Source organism: Algibacter sp. Ld11 (assembly GCF_045066735.1).
Taxonomy (GTDB): Bacteria; Bacteroidota; Bacteroidia; order Flavobacteriales; family Flavobacteriaceae; genus Algibacter.
In genome coordinates this window covers 101,413-116,635 of sequence record NZ_JBISHH010000026.1, presented here as the reverse complement: position 1 = coordinate 116,635, position 15,223 = coordinate 101,413, and the positions used below count along the sequence as shown (strand labels likewise).

The window sequence follows — 15,223 nt, the reverse complement described above, 5'->3', positions numbered from 1 at the left end:
AACTTCAAACTCTTGCAAATTTGAATATCAATTCATTTCTGTAATTAATTTTACGTGTAAAAAATTTAATGCAAAACAACTTTATGAGTTAAAAAGGTAGACCATCTCTAGTCAAAAGTTAAAAAAACATGTATTTCATCGTGTTTTTGTGCTTTTTATCTATATTTATTCTATATTTGCGTCAGATATTACAGTCTAATAAACAAAACCAACAAGCCTGTTTTATAACCCAAATAATTACCTAGCATGAATAAAGCACCTACTTTGTTATGTTTTGTTGCCTTTTTAATAAGTAACATTATATTTTCTCAACAAATTACTGTAGACAACAGTCTTTCAGTAACATCTTTAATTGAAAGTAATTTAGTTGAAGGTTGTGTTGAACTTTCGGATATAAAATCTGAAGTAAACGGCTCGGTTAACAACATTGGTAGCTTTGGTTATTTTGAAAAAGGCAACTCAAACTTTCCATTCGCTAATGGCATTATGCTGTCGACTGGGGATGCAAGTGCAGCAGGAAACTCAGAAAACACAAAAACTCTTAATGACGGAGAAACAAATTGGGGTACAGATATCGATTTAGAAACAGCTTTAGGCATCTCAAACACTTTAAACGCAACATCAATTGTTTTCAATTTTATTTCGGCATCCAATCAAATTCAATTTAATTACATTTTAGCATCCGAAGAATATTACGCTAATTTCCCTTGTGATTATTCCGATGGATTTGCCTTTCTCATTCGCGAAGCTAATTCTGGTAAAGCTTTCAAAAACATAGCCGTAATTCCAGGAACTTCTACTCCTGTAAATACAAACTCCGTTCATAAAGAAATTGTAGGTTTTTGCGAGGCCCAAAACGAACAATATTTTGATGGTAATAACGTTGGTGACACTAATTTTAATGGCCGAACCAATGTATTATCGGCATCTGCACAAATTACTCCAAATGTTCTTTATGAAATAAAACTAGTAATTGCAGATTACAATGATAAAAATTATGATTCAGCAGTATTTATAGAAGGAAACAGCTTTAGTTCTTCTGTAGAACTAGGAGACGATATTCAAACCTGTGCAAGTTCACATATGCTAAATGCAGATATTGAAAATGCGGAAGCCATATACTCTTGGTATTTAAATAACACGATAATAGACAACGAATTTCAATCAACCTTAAACGTTACCCAATCTGGAAATTATAAAGTTGTTATCGAAATTCCCTTTTCTAATTCAACATGTACCGTAGAAGATGGCCTTAACGTAACATTAAGTAGCACGCAACACGTGAACCCCATTAACAACTATAGCATGTGTGATGATTTTAGCGGCGATGGTATTGAAACCTTCAGCCTTTCAACAAAAAACACAGAGATATTAGCTGCCTTACCTGCAGGAAATTACGATATAAGCTACCACTATACACAAAGCGATGCCGAAAACAATAATGCCTCAATAACAGCCAATATTGAAAACAAAACAAACCCAGAAACCATTTTTGTTAGAACCTTAAATACAGATACAGGCTGCTTGGGTTATACCAACTTTAACCTAATTGTAAACCCACTTCCGATAGCAACAAAACCTATTGATTTAGAAGTTTGTGACGATGGATTTTCCGATCGAAGAACAGCCGTAGATTTATCTATTATGGATAATGATATTATAGGTTCGCAAACCGATTTAGCAATCACTTATCACCAAACGCAAGAAGAAGCAGATTTGGGAGCAAATGTTTTATCTCTACCACATACCAATTCTAGCAATACTGAAACTATTTACGCTCGAGTTACCAACATAAACACCAACTGTTTTAGCACGACTAGCTTTAAGCTTACTGTATTTGAAAACCCACAAATAAATACAGCAGATTTTCATTACATAGACGCTTGTGACAAAGATTATGATGGCTATGCTTATTTCGATTTAACAAGTATAATTCCTGAAGTTATACAAGGGTTAACTAATGTTAACGTAACATTTCATGAAACCTTAGACGAAGCTCAATTAAACGAAAATTCTATAATTAACGAGACTAATTTTCAAAACACCGTTTTTGAACAGCAAATAATTTATATAAGAGTAGAGAATGCAACAACCAGCTGTGCTTCTTTTGTTCCTGTAGAATTGCACCCTAACTTACTTTTAACAGCTACAAACAATGAGGTTATTGTAGTTTGTGATATTGCTAACGACGAAGAAGAAACCTTCGACCTATCTACCATTGCAACATCTATAGCAGGTGACTTACGTGATATTTCGGTCGCTTTTTACGAGAAAGAAACCGATAGAGACAATAACATTAACGCATTAGACTCAAATGTGCCTTACAATGCAAACGGACTCAATGTAAGCTTATTTATCACCATTTCTAGCCCAACATGTTCAGAGCCTGAATCTATAGAATTAATACTTGTTCCTATAGATGAATTCGACTCTATAGGTACTGTAGATTATTGCGATACAAACCAAGATGGCTTTACAAATATTAATTTAAGAACTTATGATGCCGATATAAAAAACAACGATCCAAATTTTGCAGTAAGTTATTTTTTAACAGCAGACGATGCAGTGAACAACATAAATAATCTAGGAAACAGCCATACAAACACTCAAAATCCGCAACTATTTTTTACTAGAATAACAAATACAACTACAGGTTGTTTTGACACAAACACTTTTAATGTTCAGGTTTTACCAGCCCCAATGTCTAATGAACCGAGCGCGATAATTGTTTGTAATGATAGCCAAGTAACAACGGCTATTGTTGATCTTACTAGTAAATCTTCAGAAATTATTAACGATAATACAGATAGAAGTATTGCTTATTATAACAATCTAAGCGATGCTCAAGAAGCTAATAACCCTATTGAGAATCCTAACGCTATAAACACAGCATCTAAAACTTTTTATGCAAGAATAAACAATACACTTTCGGGTTGTTTTAGCACAGAACCTATAGAAGTTATAATCAACGGAACTCCAGTTTTTACAGATATTAGTAATTATAAAGTCTGCGAAAATGCAAGCGACGGTTTTGCTGATTTTACACTAAACACAAAAGACAGCGAAATTTTAAACGGTCAACAAGGTAAAACGGTTTCATATTACTTAAATGAAGACGATGCAATTGCCAGAACTAATGAAATTGATAAAAACTCGAATTTTGAGAACTTAACCAATCCTCAAACTTTATTTACACGTATTGAAAACCAAAGCGACCCCAATTGTTTTGCAACCGGTTCTTTTATAATTGAAGTTGGTACTAACCCACTATTTAACGAGCCTACCGATTGGTTTATATGTGATGATATTAGTAACGATGCCATAGACACCTTCGATCTTACTACTAAAATTGAAGAAATATCAAACGGTATCAATGACACTTTAGAAGTTACGTTTTATACCACTAGAGACAATGCTGAAAACAAAACAAATGCAGTTTCAAACAGGTTTACCAATACCGCTAACCCGCAAACGGTTTATGCCGTAATAGATAATGGTACCATTTGTAATTCTATTACATCGTTTACCATTAATATTATTCAAGTTCCAGAAGTTAGCGAGCCACAACCTATAATACTTTGCGATACAAATTATGATGGTTTTACAACGTTTGATTTAACGGAGTCTTCATTAGATATTTTGGATGTTCGTCAAGATAATATTGAAGTACATTATTTTGAAACTGCTGAAGAATTAGAGCAACACACAAACCCAATTAGCCAACCAGAAAATTACACGAACCTTAGCACCTCACAAACGGTATTTGTAAAAATAACCAATACTATTTCTAATTGTTATGTATTTGTACCTCTAGAACTTATTGTAAACACTCCACCTAAACCCAATAATTTCATTACTTATGAAACTTGTGATAATGGCTCGGTAAACCTAAATGAAATTGACGATCTTATTATTGCAGCCAATAATGAAATTCAAATAAACTATTTCGGTAGCCAAAATGATGCTTTACATAACCAAAACAAGCTAAACAATACTTACAATTATCAAAGCTCGCAAGATACAATTTATGCAAAACTAACCAATATAACATCTGGATGTGTAACCATTCATCCGTTTGAAATACAAGTAAACAGCTTACCTACAGCTAATAAGCCAAATAATTTAGAAGCTTGTGACGATGATTTCGATGGCATTCTAGACATAGACTTATCGCAACAAAACCCATCTATTTTGGGCACTCAAAACTCAAGCGAATTTGATATAACGTTTTACGCAACATTAGTTTCTGCAGAAAATAAAATAGATAAGATCGCTAATAATTATTTAGCCATAAATAACGAAACCATATTTGCGAGAATCGAAAATAAAAAAACCGGATGTTTCAGTGTTACAGATTTTACTATTATCATTCACGCAAGACCTGAAGTTAATATAGAAGACCAAGTAATTTGTTTAGAGAATTTGCCGCTATTAGTTTCGGCGAATACAAACTCCTCAACCCATAGTTATTTATGGTCCACCGGAGCAACAACTCCAGAAATCGAAATAACAGAAACCGGCATTTATTCGGTAACCGTTACCACAGAAAATGGTTGCGAAACTTATCAAGAATTTAACGTTTCCGTTTCGGAGCAAGCCACCATTGAAACTACGGAAACTGTAGATTTCTCCGACCCAAATAACGTTACCGTTACCGTAAGCGGTATTGGTAATTATACTTATGCTATAGACGGTAATGAACCACAAACCGATAATATTTTTAGAAATGTTGGTATTGGTTATCATACCCTAACCATTATAGATTTAAACGGCTGTTTAGAAACCACAAAAGAAGTGATGGTTATTGACACACCTAAATTTATGACACCAAACAACGACGGCTATTTCGATACATGGCATATCACTGGTGTAAAAAACTTAGTAGGCACTACTATTTCTATCTATGACCGTTACGGTAAACTACTAAAAACACTATCGCACACCTCTTCTGGTTGGGATGGCAGATATAATGGTGTTCTTATGCCTACAGGCGATTACTGGTATTTAGCCAATGTAAAATATAACGGTAAAGACATGCAATTAAAAGGGCATTTTACTTTGAAACGATAACACATTTATTTTGCGTAATTTTGTAAAATGAAGTTTAAAATTGAATCAGAATTTAAGCCAACAGGCGATCAACCTAACGCAATAAAACAATTAGCGGCAGGTTTAAATGCCGATGAAAAATATCAAACTTTATTAGGTGTTACAGGATCTGGTAAAACGTTCACTATTGCTAATGTTATAGAAGAGGTACAACGACCAACTCTAATTTTAGCACATAACAAAACCTTAGCTGCGCAATTATACTCAGAATTTAAACAGTTTTTTCCGAATAATGCTGTGGAGTATTTTGTATCCTACTACGACTATTACCAACCCGAAGCTTATATTCCTGTTTCTGGTGTTTACATCGAAAAAGATTTATCTATAAATGAAGAAATAGAGAAAATGCGTTTAAGCGCAACCTCTTCCCTACTTTCTGGCCGTCGCGATGTAATCGTTATTGCATCGGTATCTTGTATTTACGGTATTGGTAACCCTGTAGAATTTCAGAAAAACGTAATTTCTTTAAAGCAAGACCAAGAAATTTCACGAACTAAACTCCTCCATACTTTAGTACAAAGTCTATATTCGAGAACCGAAGCAGATTTTAGACATGGTAATTTCAGAATAAAAGGTGATACAGTAGATATTTTCCCAAGTTATGCTGATGATGCCTTTAGGATCCACTTTTTTGGAGACGAAATTGAAGAAATCGAGTCTTTCAATATTCAAACGAATGAAATTATTGAAAAATACGAGCAAATTACTATTTATCCTGCAAATATGTTTGTAACATCTCCCGATGTTTTACAAAATGCCATTTCGGAAATTCAGGACGATTTAGTAAAACAACACGATTATTTTAAAGAAATAGGCAAACATCTTGAAGCCAAACGCTTAAAAGAACGTACAGAATTCGATTTAGAAATGATACGTGAACTTGGTTATTGTTCAGGTATTGAAAACTATTCGCGTTATTTAGATCGCAGACAACCAGGCACAAGACCTTTCTGTTTACTCGATTATTTTCCAGACGATTATTTAATGGTTGTAGACGAAAGTCATGTTACTGTTTCGCAGGTTCACGCCATGTATGGTGGTGATAGAAGTCGAAAAGAGAATTTAGTAGAATATGGGTTTAGATTACCTGCCGCTATGGACAACAGACCTTTAAAATTTGAAGAGTTTGAGGCCATACAAAACCAAGTAATATACGTAAGTGCTACACCAGCTGATTACGAATTACAAAAAACTGACGGTGTCTATGTTGAGCAAGTTATTAGACCTACCGGACTTTTGGACCCTATTATTGAAATTAGACCAAGTTTAAATCAAATTGATGATTTAATTGAAGAAATACAAATACGTGTAGAAAAAGACGAGCGTACCTTAGTGACAACTCTTACGAAACGTATGGCAGAAGAATTGACTAAATATTTAGATCGCATTCAAATTCGCTGTCGCTATATCCATAGCGATGTTGATACTTTGGAACGTGTTGAAATTATGCAAGATTTGCGTAAAGGTTTGTTTGATGTCTTGGTTGGTGTAAACTTACTTCGTGAAGGTTTAGATTTACCAGAAGTGTCTCTAGTCGCTATTTTAGATGCTGATAAAGAAGGTTTCTTGCGTTCTGCAAGATCTTTAACGCAAACGGTTGGGCGTGCAGCTAGAAACCTTAATGGAAGAGCCATAATGTATGCCGATAAAATTACTAAAAGCATGCAAAAAACCATGGACGAAACCGAGTATCGCCGTGAAAAGCAAATTGCTTACAATACAAAATTCAATATCACACCTACGGCATTAAACAAAAGCTTAGACAATGTATTAACCAAAAATTCGGTAAGTACATATAGTTATGAGCTAGAAGCTGCTAAAGCTGCCGAACCAGAGAGCGAATACTTAACCAAAGGCGAATTAGAAAAGAAAATTAGAGAAAAACGAAAAATGATGGAAGAAGCTGCAAAAGCCTTAGACTTCTTAGTTGCAGCCAAACTACGTGACGAAATTAAAATATCTCAAGATAAACTAGAAAAGCTAAAGCGTTAGGCCTTTAGCTTTTCTTTATTCCTGTACATTTTTCTACTAAAATTAACACTTAATAGCTTTTCTAAACGAAAAAAGAATTAGTTACAGGATATTATTATCGAAAGTATAACGTGTTTCTAATTATACTGTGTTTCTAATTATACTGTGTTTTAAAAATATCTATCAATACATCTGGAGGAACAATTTTATTGGGAAAACTCTCCATTAGATATAAAACTTTAGTTATCGACTCATGACTTAAACCCATACGTAAACCAAAGTTGTACAGCTTTATTACCCCTGAGGAGTTATTTCCACCTCCATGTTCTTGTTCTATATTCATTAACAATACAAGCCTATGAAACTGAACTATACGTTCGCTATGAGACTTTAAATGTGTATAGTTAATTGGATTTTTAATTAAATATTCAAAATCCTCACGTTCTATCTCTAATTGTTTGGCAACACCTAACAAAAAGTTATACTCAATATTCTTTATATCCTTATCATGCTTTGCAAAAGCGATCATTTCGGACAAGAGGTGCAATTTTTGTGCTCTATTAATCATTTTAAACTAGTTTTGAGGGTTATACTATAAATTTACATAGAAAGACTAAAAACTAATCGTAGATATAATGTAACTTATCGAAAAGGCATTGGTATTTTATCGTGATTTTTATCAACTTCATCAAGGTTAAAAAAAATTTCATCTAAAAAAACTGCGGTTTATCATTTGAGAGTTTTATTAGCTTAAAAGTACAAAACTCTCAAAACACCTTATAAATCAAGTATTCACACAAATCCATCTACATATAATTAGCATCATTTCAATACTTTACAGAAATTACTACCTCAGAGAAATGAAAAACATCAGTTCATATTATTCCAAAATGAAAAATCGATGAACTACATACTACTGCTAGGTTTATCCCTTAAAAAGAAGCATTTTTTAATTCAAGTAAGAAATCCTAACAAAAATTCTATTTAAAATATTAAGTTAACTTAAATTTTAATATCTTAAATTCGCATTTCTCGATAAAAGGACGGTTTTAAAACCTATTTCAAACTATAAAAGCAGCAGTTGCTACTCAAAATATGACAAATAATGACATTTTAAAAAAGTTACGCGTGGCATTGAAATTGCGTGACGACGAAATTGTAAAAATTTTGGAACTTGTAGATTTCAGAATTTCAAAAAGTGAGTTGGGCGCATTCTTTAGAAGAGAAGACCACCCTAAATACATGGAATGTGGCGATCAGGTTTTACGTAATTTCCTTAACGGATTAGTAATTCATTTACGAGGGCCAATGCCTAAAAAAGGGGAAAAGAAAGTACAAAAAAAGGAGTAGCGATTAACTACTCCTTTTTTTTTATTTACAGTAAATATCTAATTAATCCAAATTAGATTCTGTTTCCGTTGAGTCTAAATATTTAGCAATACCGTTAGCTCCAATATCATTTGCAGGGTTACCATCTTCATCTATATCTTCGTACACAGAGAAAACACCATCATCATCATCATCCGTATCAGCATAATCAGGCGTTCCATCACCGTCGGTATCATCATCAGTCGCATCTTCTAAATCATCATAGTTTACAATAAACTCGCCATCACCATTTAAATCTTCAAGGTAAGAAGGTACACCATCTAAATCATGATCGTTTACAGTAGTTTGTAATAAATCGAATTTAAAAATTAAAGGTGAATATGCGGTAATTGAAGTTGTACTAGAAGAAAAATAACCTAAGCCAGAAGGAAGAAACATAACACCGGCTCCATGGTTAGAAAAAGATATAGTTCCATCTGTACCGTCCGTAATAGTTTCGGCTGTATTAAACTCTGTTAAAACCTTTCTCCATGCCGGAATTAAAGATATTAAATCTAAATTTACAGGTGTAACAGCACTATCAAAAACAGAACCATCTAATAATGATCCCTCATATCTTACTCTAACATTATCACAAAAATTTGGAGATTGATCTCCTCCACCTTCATTTAAATATAAAATATAGATAATATAGTCTGTTTCTGCGTAAACCACTTCTTTTGCTTGTAAAACAAAAGCAGGACTATCATCTTCTAATAATGCATTTAACAAAGTATGCCCCTCTGGAACAGTTTCACCTTCTAATAATTCAGTTATCTCTAAACTACTAATTTTAGGATTTGCATTTTCACTTCCAAAATCGCTTGAATTAAAGTAATGGTTTTTAAAATAAGCCACGATCTCATCATTATCTTCAATCTGCTGTTCTGTTCTATCATTTTCTTCGATAGTAACCACCTCATCGGCATCGTCATCCTTCTTACAGGCCGAAAAAACTAAAACTAAACTTAATATTAAAAAACTTATTTTTCTTAAACTCATTATTGCGTATTTTTGACGCGCAAGATACACTTTTATCAAGAATATTTAATCTTGCACAACAACATTAACGAAGTTTTTACAATAATTGTATGCGGATTGACAAGTATTTATGGTGTATTAGATATTATAAAACAAGAACCTTAGCTACAACAGCTTGCAAAAAGGGGCAGGTTAAAATAAATAAAGACCAAGTAAAACCAAGTAGAGAGGTATATCCACAAGATATTGTTGAACTTCGGAAAAACCAAATTAACTACAGATTAAAGGTTAACGATATTCCGGAAAGCCGTGTTGGAGCTAAACTTGTGGATCTTTATAGAACAGACACCACACCAAAAGAAGAGTTTGAAGCTCAAGAATTATTAAAATACTCTAAAGACTATTATCGAAAAAAAGGTGTTGGCCGACCGACTAAAAAAGACCGTCGAGATATTGATGGTTATACTGAGGATCCTCTTTTTGATGAAGAAGAATAATAACTTTCTTTAGAACAAGGTAAAATGAAAGTGCCATGCCATCAACTTTGATTGATATAAAACCTTTAAAACAAATAAAAAAACTTAATTTTATACTTTAAAATTTAGCTTAAATATGACTGCTACAAGTAACATTATCTTAAATCACGCCGAAATAAACCATAAAATACGCCGTATTGCTTTCCAGATATATGAAAGTAACATGGACGAAACTGAAGTGATTTTAGCAGGTATAGATAGTAATGGCTATATTTTTGCAAAAAAATTAAAATTAGTGTTGCAAAAAATTTCTGAAATTAATGTGTCGCTATGTAAAGTAAGCATTGATAAAAAAAATCCGTGGCAAGACATTAAAACCTCTATGGATCCCGAGAATTATAAAAACAAATCTGTTGTTTTGGTTGATGATGTTTTAAACTCAGGAACCACTTTAATATACGGTGTTAAACACTTTTTAAACGTGCCTCTAAAGCAATTTAAAACCGCCGTATTAGTAAACAGAAACCATAAAAAATACCCAGTAAAGGCAGATTATAAAGGCATTTCACTGTCCACTTCATTACACGAACATGTAAATGTGGTTTTAGACGGCAAAAACTTTCAAGCCATTTTAGAATAGACTGCTTAGCACATCCTGAGCAACCTCCTTTTTAGTTTTATTATCTATAACCACCTTTATGTTGGCTTGGTTATAATAATGTGCACGTTCAAAAAGATGCTTTCCTATAAATTCTGCCATAGCCTCCTCAGTTTCTATGTGAGCAATTAGCGGTCGTGTTGCTTTCTTCTTCATTAATTTTTCAATTAAAGTCGGTATAGACGCCTTTAAATACACGCTTTTTGCATCCTCAGCATTTAAAATGGCTTCCATATTATTGCTGTAGCAAGGTGTTCCTCCTCCAACAGATAAAATAATATCATCTTCGCTTTGAAGTTGCTCTCGTAAATACAAAGCTTCCTGCTTTCTAAAATAAATTTCGCCTTTAGATTTAAAAACTTCGGAAACTGAAGCATTTTCTTTAGATTCAATTAAATCATCTAAATCAATAAAATTATAATTTAGTTTTTTTGCTAATCTCTTTCCTATTGTTGACTTTCCGGAAGCCATATACCCCATTAAAACTATTATCATTTTTTTGTTAAGAATTGATTTTTAAAAACATACGATTTACAGATGCAAAAAAACGAAATTTATTTAAAAAAAGTGTTGTTTTATTAAAGAAAGGTTTTATATTTGCACCCGCTAACAGCAATGTTAACAACTTTGAAATAATGACCTGGTAGCTCAGTTGGTAGAGCATCTCCCTTTTAAGGAGAGGGTCCTGGGTTCGAGCCCCAGCCCGGTCACTAAAACCTATAAATTGAAAGATTTGTAGGTTTTTTTATTAGACTTTTTTAATAAAAACTTAAGTTTAATTACAAATTAAATTGTTTTTTTAATTAAAGATGTTATATTTGCACCCGCTAACAATTACTGTTAGCATTTATTTTGAAATAAGGACCTGGTAGCTCAGTTGGTAGAGCATCTCCCTTTTAAGGAGAGGGTCCTGGGTTCGAGCCCCAGCCCGGTCACAAAAAAAACCTTTAAATCTAATGATTTAAAGGTTTTTTTCTTTTTAGAGGTTTGTAGTATTTCGTTTTAAACTCAATATAATAAAATTAAAAACAAAAAAATGAGATTCCGAACTCGTTCAGAATCTCATAAAATTTTATTCGTACGCTTTTTTAAGCATGTAAGTTATTTGCTTACATATTTCGACGGTACTGACCTCCTACCTCGAATAATGCATTTGTAATTTGACCTAAAGAACATACTTTACAAACTTCCATTAAGGCTTCAAATATGTTTTCATTATTAATCGCTTTATGCTGCAATTCCTTCAATAATTTTTCGGTATCCTGAGCATGATGTAGATTTTTTAATGTTTTAATTTGAAATTGTTTTTCTTCTTCGGTAGCCCGAATAACCTCTGCTGGTAAAACCGTTGGAGAACCTTGACTGCTTAAAAAGGTGTTTACTCCTATTATTGGAAAATCTCCATTATGCTTTAAAGTTTCATAATACAAACTCTCTTCTTGTATTTTACTACGCTGATACATGGTTTCCATAGCTCCCAAAACACCACCACGCTCTGTAATTCTATCAAACTCTAATAATACAGCTTCCTCTACTAAATCGGTTAATTCTTCAATAATAAAAGAGCCTTGTATTGGATTTTCATTTTTATTTAAACCTAGTTCTTTATTTATAATAAGTTGAATAGCCATTGCACGACGCACAGACTCCTCTGTGGGCGTTGTAATCGCTTCATCGTAAGCATTTGTATGTAGAGAATTACAGTTGTCGTAAATGGCGTATAAGGCTTGAAGCGTTGTGCGGATATCATTAAAATCAATTTCTTGAGCATGCAAGCTTCGTCCAGACGTTTGAATATGATATTTAAGCATTTGTGCCCTTGCATTGGCGCCATACTTATGCTTCATCGCTTTTGCCCAAATTTTACGAGCAACCCGACCAATTACGGCATATTCGGGATCGATTCCATTAGAAAAGAAAAATGATAAATTAGGGCCAAACTTATTAATATCCATGCCACGGCTTAAATAATATTCCACGTAAGTAAAACCATTAGATAAGGTTAATGCCAATTGGGTAATTGGGTTCGCACCAGCTTCTGCAATATGATATCCAGAAATAGAAACTGAGTAAAAATTCCTAACATTATTATCTATAAAATATTCCTGAACATCACCCATAAGGCGTAATGCAAACTCTGTTGAAAAAATACAGGTGTTTTGTGCTTGATCTTCTTTTAAAATATCGGCTTGTACAGTACCGCGAACTTGAGCAATGGTATTTGTTTTGATTTCTGTATAAACATCTGCTGGTAATACCTGATCTCCAGTTACACCCAAAAGCATTAAACCTAAACCATTATTACTCTCCGGCAAATCACCATTGTATTTAGGCCGCTCCTTACCTTTATAAATTTCAACTATTTTAGCCTCTGCTTCAGCTTCTAAATTATTTTCTTTAATATATATTTCGCATTGCTGATCGATTGCTGCATTCATAAAAAAGCCAAGCAACATTGGTGCAGGCCCATTAATCGTCATGCTAACCGAAGTCATTACGTGTGCCAAATCGAAACCAGAATATAGTTTTTTAGCATCATCTAAACAGCAAATAGAAACTCCTGCATTTCCTATTTTACCATAAATATCTGGTCGTAAATCGGGATCGTTTCCATACAGTGTTACACTATCAAAGGCCGTAGATAATCTTTTTGCTGGCAGTCCGGCACTAACATAATGAAACCGTTTATTGGTGCGTTCTGGTCCACCTTCGCCTGCAAACATTCTTGCGGGATCTTCTCCTGTTCTTTTAAATGGATATAGACCCGATGTATATGGAAATTCACCAGGAACATTTTCTTGCAAACACCATTTTAGTATATCTCCCCAAGCTTGATATTTTGGTAAAGCTATTTTCGGGATTTGTATATGCGATAAAGACTCAGAGTGTGTTTCAATCTTAATCTCCTTATCTCTTACTTCAAAACTATATATAGGATCTTTATATTTATTCACTTTCTGGTCCCAAGTGGTTAAAATTTCCCAATTATAAGGATCTAAATTCAATTTTACTCGATCGAATTCTGCTACCAATAATTTTACAAAGTCCTCATTATCATTTTGAACATGGTTTAAAATAACTTCATTATTTAACCCATGTTTTTCTAAAAGCGACTTCTCATTTTCTATTGATACTTCTGCTACAGAACAAATGGTTTTAAATATGCCATATAATTTTTGAGCCACCTCAAACTGATCTAAAGCCTTTTTATCGTAAGCACGATTACTTTCGGCTATTTCCGATAAATAGCGTGTTCTATTTGGTGGAATAACAAAAATCTTTTCACTCATTTCATTAGAAATAGTAAAAGTTGATTTTAAATTGGCGCTCGCTTTTTCAACTAAAGTATCCATAATAGCCTTGTAAAGCGTATTCATACCAGGGTCATTAAATTGAGATGCAATGGTACCAAACACAGGTAAATCATCCTGATGTGTATCCCACAAATTATTATTACGCATGTATTGTTTTTTTACATCACGTAAAGCATCTAACGAACCTCGCTTATCAAATTTATTTATAGCAACTAAATCGGCAAAATCTAGCATATCAATTTTTTCGAGCTGGGTAGCTGCTCCAAATTCTGGAGTCATCACATATAAGGATACATCAGAATGTTCAATAATTTCGGTATCACTTTGCCCTATTCCCGAAGTTTCCAATATAATAAGGTCAAACTCTGCCGCTTTTAAAACTTCTACTGCTTCGTTTACATATTTTGACAGTGCTAAATTAGATTGTCTGGTTGCCAAACTTCGCATATAAACACGTGAGTTATTAATAGCATTCATACGTATTCTATCACCTAGAAGCGCACCACCTGTTTTGCGTTTAGATGGATCTACAGAAACAATCCCAACCGTTTTCTCTGGAAAATCTATTAAAAATCTACGAACAAGCTCATCTACCAAACTCGATTTTCCTGCACCACCAGTTCCTGTAATTCCCAAAACGGGTGTTTTGGAATTTTTGTTTTTACTATGAATTTTATCTAAAGTAGGCTTTGAAATCTCCGGGAAATTCTCGGCCGAAGAAATCACTCTAGCTATCATTTTATTATTCTTACTCTTTAATAAATCAAGATCTATATCTAATTGATCGCCAATTGCAAAATCCGATTGTTTCACCAAATCGTTAATCATACCTTGCAACCCCATTTCGCGACCATCATCTGGCGAATAGATTCTAGAAATACCATAATCCATCAAATCTTTTATTTCTGAAGGCAAAATAACACCGCCACCGCCGCCAAAAATCTTAATATGTTCTGCGCCATGCTCCTTTAACAAATCGAACATATATTTAAAATACTCATTGTGTCCACCCTGGTAAGATGTTAAACAAATAGCATTAACATCTTCTTGAATCGCTGTATTTACAACCTCTTCCACACTTCTGTCATGTCCTAAATGGATGACTTCTACACCTGTAGACTGAATAATTCTTCGCATAATATTGATAGAAGCGTCGTGACCATCAAATAATGATGCTGCAGTAACGATTCTTACTTTATATGTAGGTTTATATGGAGAGCTTTGTTTCATTCTTAAAAATTGTTAAAATTACATTAGCAAATTTACGGATTATTCAAAAAAACACACTGTTTTCAAATAAAAATCTAATTTTAAAATCCAACCCTTCATTCAGCTAATTTTAACTT

At 33.4% G+C, this 15,223-nt stretch carries 9 protein-coding genes and 2 tRNA genes; 7 read left to right on the top strand and 4 right to left on the bottom strand.

What is annotated here, in order from left to right; translation table 11 throughout:
• The first annotated feature begins 246 nt into the window (after positions 1 to 246).
• On the top strand, positions 247 to 5,070 hold the full coding sequence (locus ACJJV4_RS17235) for a choice-of-anchor L domain-containing protein (protein ID WP_405296634.1): 4,824 nt from the start codon (positions 247 to 249) through the stop codon (positions 5,068 to 5,070).
• A gap of 27 nt (positions 5,071 to 5,097) precedes the next feature.
• On the top strand, positions 5,098 to 7,101 hold the full coding sequence (uvrB, locus tag ACJJV4_RS17230; protein WP_405296633.1) for an excinuclease ABC subunit UvrB: 2,004 nt from the start codon (positions 5,098 to 5,100) through the stop codon (positions 7,099 to 7,101).
• A 133-nt stretch (positions 7,102 to 7,234) separates the two neighbouring features.
• Here uvrB and ACJJV4_RS17225 read toward each other — a convergent pair whose 3' ends face one another.
• Positions 7,235 to 7,648: a TerB family tellurite resistance protein gene (locus ACJJV4_RS17225; RefSeq protein ID WP_405296632.1), complete on the bottom strand. Its 414-nt coding sequence runs from the start codon at positions 7,646 to 7,648 to the stop codon at positions 7,235 to 7,237.
• A 527-nt stretch (positions 7,649 to 8,175) separates the two neighbouring features.
• Between ACJJV4_RS17225 and ACJJV4_RS17220 the strand changes: the two genes are divergently transcribed.
• Positions 8,176 to 8,430, top strand: a complete 255-nt coding sequence (locus tag ACJJV4_RS17220) for a DUF1456 family protein (protein ID WP_405296631.1) — start codon at positions 8,176 to 8,178, stop codon at positions 8,428 to 8,430.
• Positions 8,431 to 8,472: 42 nt separating this feature from the next.
• Here ACJJV4_RS17220 and ACJJV4_RS17215 read toward each other — a convergent pair whose 3' ends face one another.
• Positions 8,473 to 9,450, bottom strand: a complete 978-nt coding sequence (locus tag ACJJV4_RS17215) for an FKBP-type peptidyl-prolyl cis-trans isomerase (protein WP_405296630.1) — start codon at positions 9,448 to 9,450, stop codon at positions 8,473 to 8,475.
• 89 nt (positions 9,451 to 9,539) lie between these two features.
• On the opposite strand from ACJJV4_RS17215, the gene ACJJV4_RS17210 reads away from it, so the two are divergent.
• Positions 9,540 to 9,926: an RNA-binding S4 domain-containing protein gene (locus tag ACJJV4_RS17210; RefSeq protein WP_405296629.1), complete on the top strand. Its 387-nt coding sequence runs from the start codon at positions 9,540 to 9,542 to the stop codon at positions 9,924 to 9,926.
• Positions 9,927 to 10,041: 115 nt separating this feature from the next.
• Positions 10,042 to 10,545 carry a phosphoribosyltransferase domain-containing protein gene (locus ACJJV4_RS17205; protein WP_405296628.1) on the top strand — a complete coding sequence of 168 codons (504 nt, stop codon included), beginning with the start codon at positions 10,042 to 10,044 and terminating at the stop codon, positions 10,543 to 10,545.
• On the opposite strand, the gene ACJJV4_RS17200 is transcribed toward ACJJV4_RS17205, so the two are convergent.
• Entirely contained in the window at positions 10,537 to 11,058 is a 522-nt protein-coding gene (locus tag ACJJV4_RS17200) for a shikimate kinase (protein ID WP_405296627.1), read from the bottom strand. The genes ACJJV4_RS17205 and ACJJV4_RS17200 overlap by 9 nt on opposite strands.
• Before the next feature lie 142 nt (positions 11,059 to 11,200).
• Between ACJJV4_RS17200 and ACJJV4_RS17195 the strand changes: the two genes are divergently transcribed.
• A tRNA-Lys gene (locus ACJJV4_RS17195) sits at positions 11,201 to 11,273 on the top strand.
• Positions 11,274 to 11,425: 152 nt separating this feature from the next.
• Positions 11,426 to 11,498, top strand: a tRNA-Lys gene (locus tag ACJJV4_RS17190).
• 174 nt (positions 11,499 to 11,672) lie between these two features.
• Here ACJJV4_RS17190 and ACJJV4_RS17185 read toward each other — a convergent pair.
• Positions 11,673 to 15,107 (bottom strand): methylmalonyl-CoA mutase family protein, encoded by a 3,435-nt coding sequence (locus ACJJV4_RS17185; protein ID WP_405296626.1) that lies wholly within the window; start codon positions 15,105 to 15,107, stop codon positions 11,673 to 11,675.
• Positions 15,108 to 15,223: the final 116 nt, after the last annotated feature.